Annotated in this window: 12 protein-coding genes and 4 rRNA genes; 15 read left to right on the forward strand and 1 reads right to left on the reverse strand. The window is 60.7% G+C overall.

The window, feature by feature from the left end:
* The first annotated feature begins 22 nt into the window (after positions 1-22).
* From ftsH to rrf, 14 genes are all read left to right on the forward strand, one after another.
* The gene (gene ftsH, locus JMY29_RS00665) at positions 23-2,092 is read left to right on the forward strand and encodes an ATP-dependent zinc metalloprotease FtsH (protein ID WP_018778343.1); all 2,070 of its coding nucleotides are present in this window, start codon (positions 23-25) and stop codon (positions 2,090-2,092) included.
* A 10-nt stretch (positions 2,093-2,102) separates the two neighbouring features.
* The gene (gene folE, locus JMY29_RS00670; RefSeq protein WP_018778342.1) at positions 2,103-2,735 is read left to right on the forward strand and encodes a GTP cyclohydrolase I FolE; all 633 of its coding nucleotides are present in this window, start codon (positions 2,103-2,105) and stop codon (positions 2,733-2,735) included.
* 6 nt (positions 2,736-2,741) lie between these two features.
* On the forward strand, positions 2,742-3,647 hold the full coding sequence (gene folP / locus JMY29_RS00675; protein WP_018778341.1) for a dihydropteroate synthase: 906 nt from the start codon (positions 2,742-2,744) through the stop codon (positions 3,645-3,647).
* Between the two features lie 12 nt (positions 3,648-3,659).
* Positions 3,660-4,019: a dihydroneopterin aldolase gene (gene folB / locus JMY29_RS00680; protein ID WP_018778340.1), complete on the forward strand. Its 360-nt coding sequence runs from the start codon at positions 3,660-3,662 to the stop codon at positions 4,017-4,019.
* A complete protein-coding gene (gene folK, locus JMY29_RS00685; protein ID WP_055976521.1) occupies positions 4,016-4,561 on the forward strand; it encodes a 2-amino-4-hydroxy-6-hydroxymethyldihydropteridine diphosphokinase in 546 nt (181 codons plus the stop codon). The genes folB and folK overlap by 4 nt, the downstream gene beginning before the upstream one ends.
* The gene (locus JMY29_RS00690; protein WP_018778338.1) at positions 4,558-5,079 is read left to right on the forward strand and encodes a DUF3180 domain-containing protein; all 522 of its coding nucleotides are present in this window, start codon (positions 4,558-4,560) and stop codon (positions 5,077-5,079) included. Before folK ends, JMY29_RS00690 begins: the two co-directional genes overlap by 4 nt.
* Positions 5,060-5,572 carry a PH domain-containing protein gene (locus tag JMY29_RS00695; RefSeq protein ID WP_018778337.1) on the forward strand — a complete coding sequence of 171 codons (513 nt, stop codon included), beginning with the start codon at positions 5,060-5,062 and terminating at the stop codon, positions 5,570-5,572. The genes JMY29_RS00690 and JMY29_RS00695 overlap by 20 nt, the downstream gene beginning before the upstream one ends.
* Positions 5,569-7,113, forward strand: coding sequence for a PH domain-containing protein (locus JMY29_RS00700; protein WP_229778664.1), 1,545 nt, complete (start codon positions 5,569-5,571; stop codon positions 7,111-7,113). The genes JMY29_RS00695 and JMY29_RS00700 overlap by 4 nt, the downstream gene beginning before the upstream one ends.
* Complete coding sequence (locus JMY29_RS00705; protein ID WP_018778335.1) at positions 7,106-8,014, forward strand: Rossmann-like and DUF2520 domain-containing protein; 909 nt, start codon at positions 7,106-7,108, stop codon at positions 8,012-8,014. Before JMY29_RS00700 ends, JMY29_RS00705 begins: the two co-directional genes overlap by 8 nt.
* Before the next feature lie 6 nt (positions 8,015-8,020).
* Positions 8,021-8,923: a pantoate--beta-alanine ligase gene (gene panC, locus JMY29_RS00710; protein ID WP_079581979.1), complete on the forward strand. Its 903-nt coding sequence runs from the start codon at positions 8,021-8,023 to the stop codon at positions 8,921-8,923.
* A 105-nt stretch (positions 8,924-9,028) separates the two neighbouring features.
* Complete coding sequence (locus JMY29_RS00715; protein WP_189076524.1) at positions 9,029-10,516, forward strand: DHA2 family efflux MFS transporter permease subunit; 1,488 nt, start codon at positions 9,029-9,031, stop codon at positions 10,514-10,516.
* Positions 10,517-11,247: 731 nt separating this feature from the next.
* Positions 11,248-12,766: ribosomal RNA gene (locus JMY29_RS00720) — 16S ribosomal RNA — on the forward strand.
* A gap of 545 nt (positions 12,767-13,311) precedes the next feature.
* Positions 13,312-16,455 (forward strand): 23S ribosomal RNA (locus JMY29_RS00725).
* A 148-nt stretch (positions 16,456-16,603) separates the two neighbouring features.
* Positions 16,604-16,720, forward strand: a 5S ribosomal RNA gene (gene rrf, locus JMY29_RS00730).
* 284 nt (positions 16,721-17,004) lie between these two features.
* Here the strand turns inward: rrf and JMY29_RS00735 are convergent.
* Positions 17,005-17,598 (reverse strand): HhH-GPD-type base excision DNA repair protein, encoded by a 594-nt coding sequence (locus JMY29_RS00735; RefSeq protein ID WP_055975588.1) that lies wholly within the window; start codon positions 17,596-17,598, stop codon positions 17,005-17,007.
* A 468-nt stretch (positions 17,599-18,066) separates the two neighbouring features.
* Between JMY29_RS00735 and JMY29_RS00740 the strand changes: the two genes are divergently transcribed.
* Positions 18,067-19,585: ribosomal RNA gene (locus JMY29_RS00740) — 16S ribosomal RNA — on the forward strand.
* Together the 16S, 23S and 5S rRNA genes form the textbook arrangement of a ribosomal RNA operon.
* The last annotated feature ends 191 nt before the right edge of the window (positions 19,586-19,776 follow it).

A 19,776-nucleotide genomic window follows, 5' to 3' on the forward strand; every position in this document is an offset into this window, starting at 1 on the left:
GACGGGGCAAAACCCCGATCAGATGAAAGCTAAGAGTTTCTTCAAGGGCCCGGGCATCTGGATTGTTGTCGTCGTTGGCTTGCTCCTGGTGGCATTCGCAACACTGGCTCCGGGCGGTTCCACACGCATTGACACCAAGGAAGGCCTGGATCTCCTGTCGCAAAGCGGCAAGGTCGAGCAGGCCAAGATCTTCGACGCCGAGAACCGCGTCGACTTGGTGCTGAAGGACAACCTGAACCTGGATGGACAGGACAAGGGCAAGAACGTCCAGTTCTTCTACGTCACGGATCGTGGTCCGGATGTCGTGAAGGCTGTTACCAACGCCAACCCGGACAAGGGCTTTACTGACCAGCCCGTCGAGAACAACTGGTTCTCCGGCCTGTTCTCGCTCCTTATCCCGGTGCTGTTGCTCGGTGTCCTGTTCTGGTTCCTGCTGTCCCGCATGCAGGGCGGCGGCTCCAAGGTCATGCAGTTCGGCAAGTCCAAGGCCAAGCTGGTCAACAAGGACATGCCCCAGGTGACGTTCTCCGACGTTGCCGGTGCTGACGAGGCCGTGGAAGAGCTCCAGGAAATCAAGGAATTCCTCCAGGAACCGGCGAAGTTCCAGGCGGTCGGCGCCAAGATCCCCAAGGGTGTGCTGCTCTACGGCCCTCCGGGTACCGGTAAGACCCTGCTCGCCCGTGCTGTCGCAGGCGAAGCCGGTGTTCCGTTCTTCTCCATCTCCGGCTCGGACTTCGTGGAGATGTTCGTCGGTGTGGGTGCCTCCCGCGTCCGCGACCTCTTCGAGCAGGCCAAGGCCAGTTCCCCGGCAATCATCTTCGTGGACGAGATCGACGCCGTCGGCCGTCACCGCGGTGCCGGCATCGGCGGCGGAAACGACGAGCGTGAGCAAACCCTGAACCAGCTCCTTGTGGAGATGGATGGCTTCGACGTCAAAACCAACGTCATTCTCATCGCGGCGACGAACCGTCCCGACGTCCTGGATCCCGCACTGTTGCGCCCGGGCCGTTTTGACCGCCAGATCACCGTGGAAGCTCCGGACATGATCGGTCGCGAACAGATCCTCAATGTCCACGCCAAGGGCAAGCCCATGGCTCCCGGCATCGACCTCAGGGCTGTTGCCAAGAAGACCCCCGGCTACACAGGTGCCGACCTGGCCAACGTCTTGAACGAGGCCGCGCTGCTGACCGCCCGTTCAAATGCGAACCTCATCGATGACCGTGCGTTGGACGAGGCAATCGACCGCGTCATGGCCGGCCCGCAAAAGCGCAGCCGCGTCATGAAGGAACTCGAGCGCAAGATCACCGCCTACCACGAAGGCGGCCACGCCTTGGTGGCGGCAGCACTGCGGAATTCCGCCCCGGTCACCAAGATCACCATCCTTCCCCGCGGCCGTGCACTCGGCTACACCATGGTGATCCCCGAGGATGACAAGTACTCGGTCACCCGCAACGAGCTGCTCGATCAGATGGCCTACGCCATGGGCGGCCGCGTCGCAGAGGAGATCGTGTTCCACGACCCCTCCACCGGTGCCTCCAACGACATCGAGAAGGCCACCTCCACTGCCCGCAAGATGGTGACGCAGTACGGCATGAGCGAACGCGTCGGTGCCGTGAAGCTGGGCCAGGGTGGCGGCGAGCCGTTCCTCGGCCGCGATGCCGCACAGGAGCGCAACTTCTCGGACCAGATCGCGTACGTCGTGGACGAGGAAGTTCGTCGCCTGATCGACCAGGCACACGACGAGGCCTACGCCATCCTTACCGAAAACCGGGACGTCCTGGACCGCCTGGCACTGGAACTCCTGGAACGGGAAACCCTGAACCAGGCTGAGATCGCTGAGATCTTCCACGACATCCGGAAGCGAGATTTCCGCGAGATCTGGTTGTCCAAGGAATCCCGTCCGGTCCAGTCCATTCCCCCGGTGGAAAGCCGTGCAGAAAAGGCCGAGCGGGAAGCCCAGGAGGAGGCCAAGAAGGCTCGCCTGGACGAACCGTTGGACACCGTAGCTCCGCACGCACAGGGCGTCAGCAGCCAGGACTCCTTCCAGGCGCCGCAGCCCGACGGCGGCAACGACCACCCGCATCACGGCTAAGCTTTCTGCTGTGACTCATTTCGACGACGACGACCTCGCCGCCGCCCACGGTTCCGCCACGGGCTCCAAGGCCCACTCCAAGGTGGACCGTCCGCGCATTGAAGCGGCTGTCCGCGAGATCCTGCTGGCAATTGGTGAAGACCCTGACCGTGGCGGGCTGCAGGACACGCCAAAGCGCGTGGCCAAAGCCTATGCCGAGGTGTTCGCGGGCCTGCACCAGCACCCCGCGGACGTCCTGTCCACCACCTTCGACCTCGACCACGAAGAGCTTGTCCTGGTGAAGGACATTCCCTTCTACTCCACGTGCGAACACCACCTGGTGCCGTTCCACGGAGTAGCGCATGTCGGTTACATTCCGTCACATGACGGCAAGGTGACCGGCCTCAGCAAGCTGGCACGGCTGGTGGATATCTACGCCCGCCGGCCGCAGGTGCAGGAGCGCCTCACCACGCAGATCGTGGAGGCCCTGGTGAAGCACCTCAACCCGCGCGGGGCGATTGTCGTCGTCGAATGTGAACACATGTGTATGTCCATGCGCGGCATCCGCAAGCCCGGCGCGAAGACCGTCACCAGCGCGGTGCGCGGTCAACTCCATGACCCGGCCACCCGCGCCGAGGCCATGAGCCTCATCATCGGAAGGTAAGCATTTATGGACTCCCTCGCTGCAGCACCCGGAACCGGCCCGGCCACAAGCCCGCTGCCGGTTCTCCGTAAGCCGCGGCCCGCGGCCAGGTTCGAGGACCTGCCCACGGACCGCACGCTCGTCATGGGAATCCTCAACGTCACCCCGGATTCCTTCAGCGACGGCGGCACGCACCGCACACCGGACACAGCCATTGCGCTGGGCCTGCGGATGTTCTACGCCGGCGCTGACATCATTGATGTCGGCGGCGAGTCCACCCGTTCGGGCGCGGAACCTGTTTCCCCCGAGGAAGAACAGCGCCGCGTGCTGCCGGTGATCCAGGCCCTGGTGAAGGCCGGTGCGCTGGTCAGCATCGACACCATGCACACCTCCACGGCGGCCGCCGCTGTTGAGGCCGGAGCTGCCATCATCAACGATGTGTCCGGCCTGACCATCGAGCCCGATATGCCCGAGCTCGTGGCCCGCACCAAGGTCCCGTACATCCTGACGCACCGCCGGGGCGACGCCCTGACCATGGACAGCCTGACGGACTACAACAACGTCACCGAGGACGTGGTGGCCGAGCTCAGCGGCGTCCGCGACAAGCTGTATGCCGCCGGCGTTGCCCCGGAACAGATCATCGTCGATCCCGGTATCGGGTTCTCCAAGAACGAGAACCAGAACTGGGAACTCCTGAAGAACCTGGACCAGTTGTTCGTCCTGGGACACAAGGTGATGGTGGCCGCTTCCCGCAAGCGCTTCCTTGGCTCGCTCCTCACAGTGGCCGGCAAGTCGGCAGCGCCGTTGGAGCGCGACTCCGCCACCGCCGCCATCACCGCTCTGAGTGCTGCCCAAGGCGCTTGGGCTGTCCGCGTCCACGACGTCGGCCCCAGCCTTGACGCCGTCAAGGTTGCCGCCCGTATCGCCCGCTGATTGGATAACGCTGTGGACAGGATTACGCTGACCGGCGTCACCGCCGTCGGTTATCACGGGGTGTTCGATTTCGAGCGCCGTGACGGCCAGCCCTTCGTCGTGGATGCCGTGCTGCACACGGATTTCACCAAGGCTGCCGAGACCGACGACCTGCAGTACACAGCGCACTACGGCGAAGTCGCCGAGTTGATCACGAAGCACATCGAGGGCGAGCCCTTGAACCTGATCGAGGGTCTCGCGGTCAGGATCGCCGAGGCCATCCTCGCGAACTACAGCGTGACCGCCGTCGACGTTACCGTCCACAAACCCAAGGCGCCCATTGAGGTTCCGTTTGGCGATGTGACCGTCAGCGTCCACCGGGAGCGATCATGAGCCCTGGCTATACCAAGGTCATTCTGGCTTTGGGCAGCAACCTGGGGGAGCGCAACGACACTCTTTCCACGGCCGTTGCCGACCTCGTTGATCCGCCGGAGGTCCGCCTCCTGGGGGTTTCTCCGGTGGTGCAGACCAAAGCCGTCGGGGGGCCGGAAGGCCAGCCTGATTTCCTGAATATGGTCATGGCGGTGGAGACCACGCTCACTCCCTTGGAGCTGCTCAAGCATTGCCACGAGATCGAACAGAAGCATCACCGAACCCGTGAAGTGCGTTGGGGTCCCAGGACTCTGGATGTGGACATCATCGTTTTCGGGGACCTTGCAAGCGACGACCCCGTCCTCACCATCCCGCATCCCAGGGCAGCCGAGCGGGCTTTCGTGCTCTACCCCTGGTCGCTGCTTGAACCACACGCCCGGCTGAATGGCCACAGCGTGGCTGAACTGGCCGCCGTCGCAGCCGACATGCCGGACATCCGCAGGTTCGACGGCTTTGGCGACGTCGCCGGCGTACCGGCCACAGGGGCGGTGGAGCCGCAGTGAAAGCCATGCGCCCGGTTGTTTTGGTGCTCATCGCCGTCATCGCTGCCGTCGTAGGCTGGCTGGCCACTGTCTCTACCAACCGTTTCAGCATGCCCACCCCTGTCCTGCCAACGTCCGCGTTGATCACCATGGGTGTCATCGCCGGACTCACGCTCGTCATGGGCGTGCGGGTCCTGCGGTGGCGAAACGGCAAGAAGAAGAACATGCTGAATCCGATTCTTGCCGCCAGGACCCTGATCCTTGCCCAGGCCTGCGCTTACGCTGGAACGCTCCTCCTTGGCTGGCATGCGGGTATCGGCGTGGACCTCCTGCGGATCGGCACGCTGCGCAGCGGTGAAGGCATCCTGTGGAATGCACTGCTGATGGGTGGCGGCGGTGTGGTGATGGTGGTCGTCGGCCTGGTAGTGGAGCGTTTTTGCCGGATACCGCCGGAGGACATCGAAGGCGGCTCCGCCGGTCCTGAAACCCGCCGGGGCGAAACCAAAGGCGAAGGCGAATATGCCTACCGAGGCGATTGATCCTCCCGGCGTCCAGTGGCTCCGGGTTTCCCCCAAGTACGTCACTGTCCGCTTGGTGGAGTGGGCCATCGGAAATGTGCTGATGGTTGCCGTCCTCAGCCTGCCGCTTGTCTTCGTGCTTCTGGGATGGTGGCGGTGGCCCCCGTTGTGGCTGGCCATTGCTGTTCCTGCCGTGATGCTGGTGCTTGCACTCTGGCGTCTGGCCCTCATTCCGCGCCAGGTGCGTGCCATTGGATACGCCGAACGCGATGATGACCTGCTCATTCGCCGGGGCATCTTCTTCCAGCGCACCATGGTGGTTCCGTACGGCCGCATGCAATACGTTGATGTCGCCGTCGGGCCGGTTGAGCGCAGCCTGGGGCTGTGCACGCTGAAACTCCACACCGCTTCCACCGGTACGAATGCCCAGCTCCCCGGCCTTCCTGCCCAGGAAGGCGCCCGCTTGCGCGAACAGCTTTCGGCCCGCGGAGAAGCCAGGCTGGCCGGGCTGTGAGCCCGGGAGACTCTGCTGTGGTGTTACCGGACAAAGCCGTCGACGGCGACTGGAAGCGGGTCCATCCTGCCTCGCCTTTCGTCCGCGGCTGGGTGGCGTTGGCCGCCGTCGGGTTCTTCTTCAGCAGGGACGCTTTCGAACGGATGCTGCAGGGCCGGGATTTTGTGGATCCGCACCTGAGCGGCCGTGTGCCATGGCTCCTGGCCGGTGGCGCTGTGGTGCTGCTCCTGACAGTCGGCGGTTTCATTCTCAGCTGGTACTTCACCCGCTACCAGGTGGCCGAAGGCTTTGTCCGGGTGAACACGGGTTTCCTGTTCAAGCAGCAGCGGCAGGCGCGCCTGGACCGCGTTCAGGCCATCGACATTGTGCAGCCGCTTCTGGCACGGATTTTCGGTCTCGCAGAACTCAAGTTTGAGGTGGCCGACGCCGGCGAGTCGGCCGTGCGGCTGGCGTACCTTCCCATCGACCAGGCCAAGCAGCTGCGCGCCACGATCCTTGCGCGGGCGGCGGGTGTGGTCAGCGAGGCCGGGTCGGAGCAAGAGATCCCGGAAGCCCCGGAGCATGTTGTCCTGTCCGTGCCTCCGGCGCGCCTCCTCGGTTCCCTGCTGCTGAGTGAACAGACCGTGGGCATCCTCCTCGGGGCCGCCGCGGTGGTCTCAACCTCGGTCCTTCTGGACAACACAGCAATCTTCCTGGCCCTCATCCCCGCCATCCTAGGTATCGGTGCTTCGTATTGGAGTTCATTCAACAAGGGCTACAACTTCACCGCGGCCATATCGCCGGACGGCATCCGGCTCCGCTACGGACTCCTGGATACGCAGGCCCAGACGCTCCCCCCGGGCCGTATCCAGGCCGTGATGGTCAGGCAGCCCCCCATCTGGAGGCTCTTCGGCTGGTACCGGATGCACGTCAATGTGGCCGGCTACGGCGCCGCGGGGAATTCCGACGGCGCTGCCCGCACCATGCTGCTCCCCGTGGGGTTGAAGCCGGACGTCCTGCGGATGATGTCCTTGGTGTTGCCGGATCCCGGGGTGGACGAACCTGCGGCCGTCTTTGATGCCGGCTTGGAGGGACTGGCGCCGTCGGGCCGCGTCCCGGCCGGCACTGATGGATTCGTTACGACACCCCGCCGTGCACGGTTGCTGGCTCCGTTGGGCTGGCGTCGGAACGGCTTTTTGGCCACCGGCACCGCCCTGCTGATCCGGTCCGGCCGATGGTGGCGCACCCTGGTAATGGTGCCGCATCAACGCACACAGTCCATGGCGTTGCACCAAGGGCCGCTGGCACGGCGCTTTGGTGTGGCTGATCTTGTCCTCCACACCACAGCGGGCCCGGTGCTTCCCCGCGTGTTCCAGGCCGGGGTGTCCCAGGCAGTTGAGCTTTTCGACCAGCAGGCCGCCCGTGCCCGGGAGGCACGGAAGCGGCAGACCAGCGAACAATGGCTGGCGCAGGTGGCGCCGCAAGCCCCGGAAGTCGCCGCAGCGGCAGCACAGCCAGAAGAACCCCAAACACCCAACCAGGAGGACCGCCACGATGGCTAAGCCAGGACGACTCGGAGTCGGGATCGTAGGTGCAGGCAAAGTGGGCGCCGTCCTGGGCGCGGCTTTGCGCGCGGCCGAGCACGCCGTCGTCGGGGTTTCCGCTGTGTCCGAGGCGAGCCGGGAGCGGGCCGAAAATCTGCTGCCGGGCGTTCCGATCCTTGAAATCCAGGACATCGTCGAGCGTTCCGAGCTGGTGCTGTTGGCCGTGCCGGATGATTCGCTGGGCGAATTGGTGGCGGGCCTGGCAAAGCTGGGAGCCTGGCAGCCCGGCCAGTTGGTGGCCCACACCTCGGGCCGGTTCGGGGTCGGAATCCTCAACCCTGTGCGGTCCGCCGGCGCGATTCCACTGGCCCTTCACCCGGCCATGACCTTCACGGGCATGAGCCTGGATCTGACCCGCCTCATGGACTGCACTTTCGGCGTCACCGCGGACGCTGCCATGCTGCCGATTGCCCAAGCGCTCGTAGTGGAGATGGGCGCGGAGCCCGTGGCGATCGCCGAAGCCGACCGCACCCTCTATCACGCAGCCCTCGCGCACAGCTCGAACCACATGGTCACCTTGGTGGCCCAGGCCTCGCAGATGCTGCGGGAAATCGGCGTTGAGACACCGGAATCCATGCTCGGTCCGCTGCTGCGCGCCACGCTGGAAAATGCCCTCGCATCGGGCGAATCCGCACTGACCGGCCCGGTGGCCCGCGGAGATGTGGGTACGGTAACGGCGCACGCCCAGGCGTTGAAGGAGTACGACGCCGGTGCGGGCGGCGATGTCCTCGCCGCCTACCAGGCCATGGCCCGGGCCACCGCACGCAGGGCAGGCAACAGGGGACTGCTGCGCCCGGAACAATTGACTGGTATCGACGAGGCTTTGGACGCAGATCCCAAGGCGCCGGAAGGAAACTGAACAACAATGGCCATCAAACTCGTCACCACAGCATCGGAATTGCGTGCGGAAAGTGCCCGGCTTCTCGCTGAAAAACGCGGGAGTTCTCAGGGCCTGGTCCCCACCATGGGCGCACTGCACCAGGGCCACGCAGCGTTGGCCCGCACTGCGGTGGCTGATAACGATGTTGTGGTGGCCACGGTTTTCGTCAACCCGCTGCAGTTCGGTGATGCCGTGGATCTGGACCGTTATCCCCGCACGCTTGAGGCCGACATGGACCTCCTCGATGCCGAAGGCGTGGACCTTGTTTTCGCGCCGTCCTTGGAGGAGGTCTACCCGGGCGGGCAACCGTTGGTGCGGGTGACCGCCGGCCCGCTGGGCGAAAAGTGGGAAGGCGCCTCGCGTCCCGGGCATTTCGACGGCGCCCTGACCGTGGTTGCCAAACTGCTGCACTATGGACTCCCCGGCGGAGCGGCAGCGGACGGCACGACGGCGGCCTACCGTGCCTACTTTGGGCAGAAGGACGCGCAGCAGCTGGCCTTGGTGAAGCGGATGGTCTCGGACCTGAACTTCCCCGTGGAGATTGTTCCCGTGCCGATTGTCCGGAGCGACGACGGATTGGCGCTGTCCAGCCGCAACCGGTTCCTCTCGGACGAAGAGCACGAGGCCGCCCTGGTGTTGTCGCGGGCTTTGCGCCTTATTGAGTCGCGCGCAAACGCGCACGAACCGCTTGACCTGGATTCCGCCGTCGCGCTTGTTGAATCCCAGCCGTTGGTGGAACTGGACTACTTCGACGTCGTCGACCCCGCTACCTTGGAACCCCTCGCCGAAAACTGCAAGGAAACGCCGTTCCGCGGCGAAGGTCTGGCGATCATCGCGGCCAAAGTCGGTCCGGTCCGGCTCATCGACAACGCCCCATTGTTTTCCTAAGGTTTGGTTTTTTCCCCTTGACGGGAATTCGCTGGGCGTTTAGACTGTTCAAGTCTTCACCGGCACCGCTCGCCGGACACCAAATCCAAACCTTGGGGAATCCTCATGTCTACCGACGTCACGTCCGACGCTAACGGCAAACCCGAATCCGGCACTTCCGGAGCCGTCGCCTCGGCAGGGACAACGTCCACGCAGGCTCCCGCCTCCGGAAAGATGTCGCGTGAGTCCGTGACGGTCATCGTCACGCTGCTGGTGGCGACCTTCGTGGTGATCCTCAACGAGACCATCATGAACGTTGCCTTGCAGCGCCTCATGACGGATCTTCAGGTGAGTGCTTCCACGGTTCAGTGGCTTGCCACCGGGTTCATGCTCACCATGGCAGTGGTCATCCCCACCACGGGCTTCATCCTGCAACGCATGAGTACCCGGGGCGCGTTCATGCTTGCCATGGGACTCTTCAGCGGCGGCACTTTGCTGGCGGCGTTGGCACCCGGATTCCTGGTGCTGCTGCTGGCCCGCATCGTCCAGGCCGGCGGAACGGCCATCATGCTGCCGCTGCTGATGACCACCATCCTCACGTTGGTTCCCATGTCCAAGCGCGGCGCCGTCATGGGCAACGTGAGCATTGCCATTTCCGTGGCGCCTGCGATGGGGCCCACCGTTTCCGGCATCATCCTTGACCATTTCTCGTGGCGTTTCATGTTCGTGTTCGTGTTGCCGGTCGCCTTGGCTGCTTTCGCGATTGGTGCCAAGTACCTCACCAATGTGGGGGAGCGCGAGAAGACGACCCTCGATGTCACGTCCGTGATCCTGACGGTTCCGGCCTTCGGTGGACTGGTCTATGGCCTTAGCCAGATCGGTGGTTCCAACGCGGGGGTTGTTCCGGTGATCGCCCTGGTGGTTGGCCTTCTATGCCTGGCGCTGTTTGTTGTCCGGCAGCTCAAGCTGCAGAAGTCCGATGCTCCGCTGCTGGACCTGCGCGCCTTCAAGTTCCGCATGTTCACGGTGTCCACGCTGTTGATGGTGGTGGCAATGATGGCGCTGTTTGGCGGCGTCATCCTGCTTCCGCTGTACCTGCAGAACACCTTGCACTTGCAGCCCCTGGAGACCGGGCTGGCCTTGCTGCCCGGCGGTTTGGCCATGGGCCTGCTGGGTCCCGTCATCGGCAGGATCTTCGACAAGGTGGGCCCTCTGCCCCTGACCCTGTCCGGTTCGGTCCTGATGGTGCTGACCCTGTGGCAGTTCTCGCGGCTTGATGAGGCCAGTTCGCTTGGTTGGGTGATTGCCCTTCACGTGGCCTTGAGCTTCGGCCTTGCGCTGCTGTTCACTCCGGCCTTCACCACGGGCCTGAACCCGCTCCCGCCGCACCTCTACTCGCACGGTTCGGCGATCATCAGCACGGCCCAGCAGGTTTCAGGTGCAGCCGGTACCGCGCTGCTCGTGTCCATTTACGCTGTGGTTTCTGCTTCGTCTGGTCTAGTTGCCGGCATGCAGGCGGCCTTCCTGGCCGCGACCGTCATTGCCCTCGCCGCCGTGGTGCTCAGCGCCATGATGCGGAAGACCGAAGGCGCGGGAGGCCAGGGCGGCCACTGACCCTCGCTCACATCCCACGGGTTTGGACCGGACGCTTGCTCACGTTCCGTGGGTTTGAATCGGACGCTTGCTCATTTTCTTCGACGCTCTCTCACTTTGGTGGGGGAGCGTTGTTGTTTTGGTGTCGGGTGTCGTCTTTGGGTGTTCGACGGCGGTTGTTGGGTTGGGTGCGTGGGTGTCGGGGGGGTGTGGGTGGGTTGTGATGGGGTTCACGGTGGTTGTTTTGGTGGGTTTGGGGGTTGTTTGTTGGGTTGGTGGGGTTGTTTGGGTTGTGTTTGCGGGGTTTTTGGGTGGTGTTGGGGTGGATTTGGTGTGGGGGTGGGGCGCGTGTAAAGTTATTCGAGTCGCCGCCGCTGATGCGGAAAGATAGCGACCGACTCCCTTTCAAATCACCGGTTCCGGTTGTGCTTTTGTGTGCTTCTGGTGGGTGGGGGAGGCCCGGGGTTTGGTTTGCTTTGTGCGGCCGGTTCGGGTAAGTTTGGAAAGTTGCTCCGGAGCGATCCTGGACCCTGTGGGGTGTGGGTGGTGCCGGTTGTGTCTGTTGTTTGAGAACTCAATAGTGTGCCAAGTTTGTTGATACCGATTGTTTTATTGATTGGTTGAAATTTTGCCAGGTTGCTGCGCACCCCCGTGTGTGGTGGTCTGGTTTTCAGCTGGTTTCGAATTTTGTGCAGCCGTGTTTGCCGTTATTTCCGGTGGGTGTGGTTGTGTCTGTTTGATTTTGTTTTACTTCAACGGAGAGTTTGATCCTGGCTCAGGATGAACGCTGGCGGCGTGCTTAACACATGCAAGTCGAACGATGATCCCAGCTTGCTGGGGGATTAGTGGCGAACGGGTGAGTAACACGTGAGTAACCTGCCCTTGACTCTGGGATAAGCCTGGGAAACTGGGTCTAATACCGGATATGACTCCTCATCGCATGGTGGGGGGTGGAAAGCTTTTGTGGTTTTGGATGGACTCGCGGCCTATCAGCTTGTTGGTGGGGTAATGGCCTACCAAGGCGACGACGGGTAGCCGGCCTGAGAGGGTGACCGGCCACACTGGGACTGAGACACGGCCCAGACTCCTACGGGAGGCAGCAGTGGGGAATATTGCACAATGGGCGCAAGCCTGATGCAGCGACGCCGCGTGAGGGATGACGGCCTTCGGGTTGTAAACCTCTTTCAGTAGGGAAGAAGCGTAAGTGACGGTACCTGCAGAAGAAGCGCCGGCTAACTACGTGCCAGCAGCCGCGGTAATACGTAGGGCGCAAGCGTTATCCGGAATTATTGGGCGTAAAGAGCTCGTAGGCGGTTTGTCGCGTCTGCTGTGAAAGACCGGGGCTCAACTCCGGTTCTGCAGTGGGTACGGGCAGACTAGAGTGCAGTAGGGGAGACTGGAATTCCTGGTGTAGCGGTGAAATGCGCAGATATCAGGAGGAACACCGATGGCGAAGGCAGGTCTCTGGGCTGTAACTGACGCTGAGGAGCGAAAGCATGGGGAGCGAACAGGATTAGATACCCTGGTAGTCCATGCCGTAAACGTTGGGCACTAGGTGTGGGGGACATTCCACGTTTTCCGCGCCGTAGCTAACGCATTAAGTGCCCCGCCTGGGGAGTACGGCCGCAAGGCTAAAACTCAAAGGAATTGACGGGGGCCCGCACAAGCGGCGGAGCATGCGGATTAATTCGATGCAACGCGAAGAACCTTACCAAGGCTTGACATGAACCGGAAAGACCTGGAAACAGGTGCCCCGCTTGCGGTCGGTTTACAGGTGGTGCATGGTTGTCGTCAGCTCGTGTCGTGAGATGTTGGGTTAAGTCCCGCAACGAGCGCAACCCTCGTTCTATGTTGCCAGCGGTTCGGCCGGGGACTCATAGGAGACTGCCGGGGTCAACTCGGAGGAAGGTGGGGACGACGTCAAATCATCATGCCCCTTATGTCTTGGGCTTCACGCATGCTACAATGGCCGGTACAAAGGGTTGCGATACTGTGAGGTGGAGCTAATCCCAAAAAGCCGGTCTCAGTTCGGATTGGGGTCTGCAACTCGACCCCATGAAGTCGGAGTCGCTAGTAATCGCAGATCAGCAACGCTGCGGTGAATACGTTCCCGGGCCTTGTACACACCGCCCGTCAAGTCACGAAAGTTGGTAACACCCGAAGCCGGTGGCCTAACCCTTGTGGGGGGAGCCGTCGAAGGTGGGACCGGCGATTGGGACTAAGTCGTAACAAGGTAGCCGTACCGGAAGGTGCGGCTGGATCACCTCCTTTCTAAGGAGCTGCTTGCAATGATTGGTGCCCTGCATGGGGTGTCTGGTTGTTGTCAGTGTTGCCCATTGCGCAGGCGTTTGTTCTGCGGTGGGTGCTCATGGGTGGAATATCAACGAATCATTTTTTTGGCATGGCTTTCGTGGTTGTGTCCTGGTGCTAGTACGGCGGTTCGTGCTCCTGCTTTGTGTGGGGGTGTGGGTTGTTGGGAACGTGTCCGGGGTGCGGCTGGTGGGGGTTGTGTTTGGCGCACTGTTGGGTCCTGAGGCAACAGGACCTTTTTGCAGCAATGCAGGGGGGCACTTCTGGTGTTTCTTTTGTTCCTGCAGCCGGTTCCTCCGGTCTTTGTGTTGCGGCCTGCGTGTGTGGGTTGTGGCGGGTTGGGGGGTTGGTTGATGGGGTTGTTGTTTGAGAACTACATAGTGGACGCGAGCATCTGGGACATACACGCTTTGGTGTGTGTGTTCCATACAGCAATTTCTTATGAATGAACCTTGGGCCGTAGTGGCTCGTGGTTCTCTCGAGTAAGTTTTTGATCATGTTTGTGTGGTCAAGTTTTTAAGGGCACACGGTGGATGCCTTGGCATTAGGAGCCGAAGAAGGACGTAGGAATCTGCGATAAGCCTGGGGGAGTTGATAACCGAGCGTTGATCCCAGGATGTCCGAATGGGGAAACCCCGCACAACGCTGTCATGGTGATTGTGTGACCCGCATCTGAACACATAGGGTGCGTGGGGGGAACGCGGGGAAGTGAAACATCTCAGTACCCGCAGGAAGAGAAAACAAGAGTGATTCCGTTAGTAGTGGCGAGCGAACGCGGATCAGGCTAAACCGTTTCCATGTGTGATAGCCGGCGGGCGTTGCATGGGCGGGGTTGTGGGACTTTCCGTTCTGGTTCTGCCGGGCCAGTGAGGTGAGAGTGCGTGCATAGGTGAACGGTCTTGAAAGGCCGGCCAGAGAGGGTGTGAGCCCCGTAACCGTAATGTTGTGTGCCGCCTGGAGAGTATCCCAAGTAGCACGGGGCCCGAGAAATCCCGTGCGAATCTGTCAGGACCACCTGATAAGCCTAAATACTTCCTAATGACCGATAGCGGACCAGTACCGTGAGGGAAAGGTGAAAAGTACCCCGGGAGGGGAGTGAAACAGTACCTGAAACCGTGTGCTTACAATCCGTCGGAGCAGTCTTGTTACTGTGACGGCGTGCCTTTTGAAGAATGAGCCTGCGAGTTAGTGTTACGTCGCGAGGTTAACCCGTGTGGGGTAGCCGTAGCGAAAGCGAGTCTGAATAGGGCGAGTGTAGTGGCGTGATCTAGACCCGAAGCGGAGTGATCTACCCATGGCCAGGTTGAAGCGACGGTAAGACGTCGTGGAGGACCGAACCCACTTCAGTTGAAAATGGAGGGGATGAGCTGTGGGTAGGGGTGAAAGGCCAATCAAACTCCGTGATAGCTGGTTCTCCCCGAAATGCATTTAGGTGCAGCGTTGCGTGTTTCTTGCCGGAGGTAGAGCTACTGGATGGCCGATGGGCCCTACAAGGTTACTGACGTCAGCCAAACTCCGAATGCCGGTAAGTCAGAGCGCAGCAGTGAGACTGTGGGGGATAAGCTTCATAGTCGAGAGGGAAACAGCCCAGACCACCAACTAAGGCCCCTAAGCGTGTGCTAAGTGGGAAAGGATGTGGAGTTGCGAAGACAACCAGGAGGTTGGCTTAGAAGCAGCCATCCTTGAAAGAGTGCGTAATAGCTCACTGGTCAAGTGATTCCGCGCCGACAATGTAGCGGGGCTCAAGTACACCGCCGAAGTTGTGGATTTCACACAGTACCCTAGCCTTCGTGGTTCAGGGGTGTGGAGTGGTAGGGGAGCGTCGTGTGGGCAGTGAAGTCGCGGTGGAAACCAGCGGTGGAGCCTACACGAGTGAGAATGCAGGCATGAGTAGCGAAAGACGGGTGAGAAACCCGTCCGCCGAATGATCAAGGGTTCCAGGGTCAAGCTAATCTGCCCTGGGTAAGTCGGGACCTAAGGCGAGGCCGACAGGCGTAGTCGATGGACAACGGGTTGATATTCCCGTACCGGCGAAAAACCGCCCATGCCAAGCGGGGGATACTAACCGCCCGGAGCCTGCCCGCTCACCCTTGTGGTGTTGTGGGTTTTGGCCGAGCGCGGGACCTGATCCCGGGAGGTAAGCGTATTAACAGGTGTGACGCAGGAAGGTAGCCGGGCCGGGCGATGGTTGCCCCGGTCTAAGGATGTAGGGTCAGGGATAGGCAAATCCGTTCCTGTGTGCTTCGAGCACGTTCCTGAGATCTGATGGGACTCCCGTAAGGGGGGATCCGGTGATCCTATGCTGCCAAGAAAAGCATCGACGCGAGGTTTTAGCCGCCCGTACCCCAAACCGACACAGGTGATCAGGTAGAGAATACCAAGGCGATCGAGAGAATTATGGTTAAGGAACTCGGCAAAATGCCCCCGTAACTTCGGGAGAAGGGGGGCCTGCCCCGTGATGGAGACTTGCTCTCCGTGAGCGGGTGTGGGCCGCAGAGACCAGGGGGAAGCGACTGTTTACTAAAAACACAGGTCCGTGCGAAGTCGCAAGACGATGTATACGGACTGACTCCTGCCCGGTGCTGGAAGGTTAAGAGGACCGGTTAGCCACTTGTGGCGAAGCTGAGAATTTAAGCCCCAGTAAACGGCGGTGGTAACTATAACCATCCTAAGGTAGCGAAATTCCTTGTCGGGTAAGTTCCGACCTGCACGAATGGAGTAACGACTTCCCCGCTGTCTCAACCATAAACTCGGCGAAATTGCAGTACGAGTAAAGATGCTCGTTACGCGCAGCAGGACGGAAAGACCCCGAGACCTTTACTATAGTTTGGTATTGGTGTTCGGAGTGGCTTGTGTAGGATAGGTGGGAGACGTTGAAACCCGGACGCCAGTTCGGGTGGAGTCATCGTTGAAATACCACTCTGGTCACTTTGGACATCTAACTTCGGCCCGTGATCCGGGTCAGGGACAGTGCCTGATGGGTAGTTTAACTGGGGCGGTTGCCTCCTAAAAAGTAACGGAGGCGCCCAAAGGTTCCCTCAGCCTGGTTGGCAATCAGGTGTCGAGTGTAAGTGCACAAGGGAGCTTGACTGTGAGAGAGACATCTCGAGCAGGGACGAAAGTCGGGACTAGTGATCCGGCGGTACATTGTGGAATGGCCGTCGCTCAACGGATAAAAGGTACCTCGGGGATAACAGGCTGATCTTGCCCAAGAGTCCATATCGACGGCATGGTTTGGCACCTCGATGTCGGCTCGTCGCATCCTGGGGCTGGAGTAGGTCCCAAGGGTTGGGCTGTTCGCCCATTAAAGCGGTACGCGAGCTGGGTTTAGAACGTCGTGAGACAGTTCGGTCCCTATCCGCTGCGCGCGCAGGAAATTTGAGAAGGGCTGTCCTTAGTACGAGAGGACCGGGACGGACGAACCTCTGGTGTGTCAGTTGTACTGCCAAGTGCATCGCTGATTAGCTACGTTCGGATGGGATAACCGCTGAAAGCATCTAAGCGGGAAGCTCGCTTCAAGATGAGATTTCCATACACATTATGTGTGAGAGGCCCCCAGCCAGACCACTGGGTTGATAGGCCGGATGTGGAAGCGAGGACTAAAGACTCGTGAAGCTGACCGGTACTAATAGGCCAACAACTTACACCACACACAAAACACTGCACGCGTCCACTATGTGGTTCCCGAACAACAACCGTTCCAGGAACCAACAACAACAACTACATAACACCACAGTTGTAACCACAAGCTTCCCACCCACCCCCACACCAACGCGGGGTTGGGACGGGTAACAGAGTTACGGCGGTCATAGCGTGGGGGAAACGCCCGGTCCCATTCCGAACCCGGAAGCTAAGACCCACAGCGCCGATGGTACTGCACCCGGGAGGGTGTGGGAGAGTAGGACACCGCCGGACAACCATTAACGAAGAGCCCCAACCACGGTTGGGGCTCTTCCATTTAACACACACAACCCCCACACAAGCACCGGCCCTGCCTCCTCGTGGAAGTATGCGCGTTAGGGCATTGCCGGGAGTCGTTCCTGGCTCACGCCTGCGGTTGCCTGGAGCTTCGCATCGCCAACTCGGAGGCCGCCATTGCTGCGGAGAGTCGCGCGTGCGTCAACGTAATCTACGGCAATGCCGTAGACGGCCACCCACACAACCCACCCGACATTGAATATGCCGGGCGGGCGGCGGGTTCAGGAGCCGCTTGTCTTTGCAGCCTTTGCTGCGGCTTTCGCTGCTTGCTTGCTGGCGCGGACCTTGGCCAGGGATGCAGGGTCCACGATGTCGGCCACGGACAAGTAGGAGCCGTCTTCTCCGTAGTGGCCGGCGGCCTCACGCCATCCGGTGGCTTTGAGACCGCATTGCTTGCCCAAAAGCGCCAGGAAGATCTTCGCCTTTTGTTCTCCGTAACCGGGCAGTGCCTTGAGCCTGCGGAGCACTTCGGGGCCGTCAGGGTTACCCTTCGTCCAGATCGCTGCTGCATCTCCGTCCCAGTCACTGTGCACCGTGGCAGCGAGGGCCTGGACCCTGCCTGCCATGGAGCCCGGAAAGCGGTGGACGGCGGGCCTCTCCTTGAAGAGCTCCACGAAGCCGGCCGGATCCTGGCCAGCGATGACGCCCGGATCGAGGGTGCCCAGACGCGTACGGATCTTCTCCGGGCCGGCAAAGGCCGATTCCATGGTGACCTGTTGATCGAGCAGCATGCCCGTCAACAATGCAAAGGCGTCTTGACTGAGCAGCTGGTCGGCGGCGTCTTCGCCTGTGATGTGGAGTTCCATGCGTCCCATCCTCCCACCCACCGGCGGTGTCGTCACGGTCGTGTTGTAGGTGGTGTTCGACGGCGGTTTGGTGGGTTTTGGGGGTTGGTGTGGGGGTGTTGGGTGGTGGATTTGCGTTGGGGTTGTGGGGCGTGTATTGTTTTCTGAGTCGCCGGGTGCGAAACGGAAAGCCGGAAGGTGTGTACGGTTCGGTAGGCGGCCAAAAATAACTCTTCTTTTCCAATGGCCCTGTTGTGGTGCGCTGCTTTGTGTGGTGTTCCGGTGGGGTGATGTTTTGGGGGGTCTGTTGTTTGAGAACTCAATAGTGTGCCAAGTTTGTTGATACCGATTGTTTTATTGATTGGTTGAAATTTTGCCAGGTTGCTGCGCACCCCCGTGTGTGGTGGTCTGGTTTTCAGCTGGTTTCGAATTTTGTGCAGCCGCGTTTTGCCGTTATTTCCGGTGGGTGTGGTTGTGTCTGTTTGATTTTGTTTTACTTCAACGGAGAGTTTGATCCTGGCTCAGGATGAACGCTGGCGGCGTGCTTAACACATGCAAGTCGAACGATGATCCCAGCTTGCTGGGGGATTAGTGGCGAACGGGTGAGTAACACGTGAGTAACCTGCCCTTGACTCTGGGATAAGCCTGGGAAACTGGGTCTAATACCGGATATGACTCCTCATCGCATGGTGGGGGGTGGAAAGCTTTTGTGGTTTTGGATGGACTCGCGGCCTATCAGCTTGTTGGTGGGGTAATGGCCTACCAAGGCGACGACGGGTAGCCGGCCTGAGAGGGTGACCGGCCACACTGGGACTGAGACACGGCCCAGACTCCTACGGGAGGCAGCAGTGGGGAATATTGCACAATGGGCGCAAGCCTGATGCAGCGACGCCGCGTGAGGGATGACGGCCTTCGGGTTGTAAACCTCTTTCAGTAGGGAAGAAGCGTAAGTGACGGTACCTGCAGAAGAAGCGCCGGCTAACTACGTGCCAGCAGCCGCGGTAATACGTAGGGCGCAAGCGTTATCCGGAATTATTGGGCGTAAAGAGCTCGTAGGCGGTTTGTCGCGTCTGCTGTGAAAGACCGGGGCTCAACTCCGGTTCTGCAGTGGGTACGGGCAGACTAGAGTGCAGTAGGGGAGACTGGAATTCCTGGTGTAGCGGTGAAATGCGCAGATATCAGGAGGAACACCGATGGCGAAGGCAGGTCTCTGGGCTGTAACTGACGCTGAGGAGCGAAAGCATGGGGAGCGAACAGGATTAGATACCCTGGTAGTCCATGCCGTAAACGTTGGGCACTAGGTGTGGGGGACATTCCACGTTTTCCGCGCCGTAGCTAACGCATTAAGTGCCCCGCCTGGGGAGTACGGCCGCAAGGCTAAAACTCAAAGGAATTGACGGGGGCCCGCACAAGCGGCGGAGCATGCGGATTAATTCGATGCAACGCGAAGAACCTTACCAAGGCTTGACATGAACCGGAAAGACCTGGAAACAGGTGCCCCGCTTGCGGTCGGTTTACAGGTGGTGCATGGTTGTCGTCAGCTCGTGTCGTGAGATGTTGGGTTAAGTCCCGCAACGAGCGCAACCCTCGTTCTATGTTGCCAGCGGTTCGGCCGGGGACTCATAGGAGACTGCCGGGGTCAACTCGGAGGAAGGTGGGGACGACGTCAAATCATCATGCCCCTTATGTCTTGGGCTTCACGCATGCTACAATGGCCGGTACAAAGGGTTGCGATACTGTGAGGTGGAGCTAATCCCAAAAAGCCGGTCTCAGTTCGGATTGGGGTCTGCAACTCGACCCCATGAAGTCGGAGTCGCTAGTAATCGCAGATCAGCAACGCTGCGGTGAATACGTTCCCGGGCCTTGTACACACCGCCCGTCAAGTCACGAAAGTTGGTAACACCCGAAGCCGGTGGCCTAACCCTTGTGGGGGGAGCCGTCGAAGGTGGGACCGGCGATTGGGACTAAGTCGTAACAAGGTAGCCGTACCGGAAGGTGCGGCTGGATCACCTCCTTTCTAAGGAGCTGCTTGCAATGATTGGTGCCCTGCATGGGGTGTCTGGTTGTTGTCAGTGTTGCCCATTGCGCAGGCGTTTGTTCTGCGGTGGGTGCTCATGGGTGGAATATCAACGAATCATTTTTTTGGCATGGCTTTCGTGGTTGTGTCCTGGTGCTAGTACGGCGGTTCGTGCTCCTGCTTTGTGTGGG

The organism is Paenarthrobacter nicotinovorans (genome assembly GCF_021919345.1).
GTDB classification, from domain to species: Bacteria; Actinomycetota; Actinomycetes; order Actinomycetales; family Micrococcaceae; genus Arthrobacter; species Arthrobacter nicotinovorans.

Excerpts from the sequence above, each read along its gene's own strand:
- folK (WP_055976521.1), top strand. The coding sequence starts at position 4,016 with ATGAGCCCTGGCTATACCAAGGTCATTCTGGCTTTGGGCAGCAACCTG.
- JMY29_RS00735 (WP_055975588.1), bottom strand. The coding sequence starts at position 17,598 with ATGGGACGCATGGAACTCCACATCACAGGCGAAGACGCCGCCGACCAG.
- ftsH (WP_018778343.1), top strand. The coding sequence starts at position 23 with ATGAAAGCTAAGAGTTTCTTCAAGGGCCCGGGCATCTGGATTGTTGTC.
- JMY29_RS00705 (WP_018778335.1), top strand. The coding sequence starts at position 7,106 with ATGGCTAAGCCAGGACGACTCGGAGTCGGGATCGTAGGTGCAGGCAAA.
- panC (WP_079581979.1), top strand. The coding sequence starts at position 8,021 with ATGGCCATCAAACTCGTCACCACAGCATCGGAATTGCGTGCGGAAAGT.
- folP (WP_018778341.1), top strand. The coding sequence starts at position 2,742 with ATGGACTCCCTCGCTGCAGCACCCGGAACCGGCCCGGCCACAAGCCCG.
- JMY29_RS00715 (WP_189076524.1), top strand. The coding sequence starts at position 9,029 with ATGTCTACCGACGTCACGTCCGACGCTAACGGCAAACCCGAATCCGGC.
- JMY29_RS00695 (WP_018778337.1), top strand. The coding sequence starts at position 5,060 with ATGCCTACCGAGGCGATTGATCCTCCCGGCGTCCAGTGGCTCCGGGTT.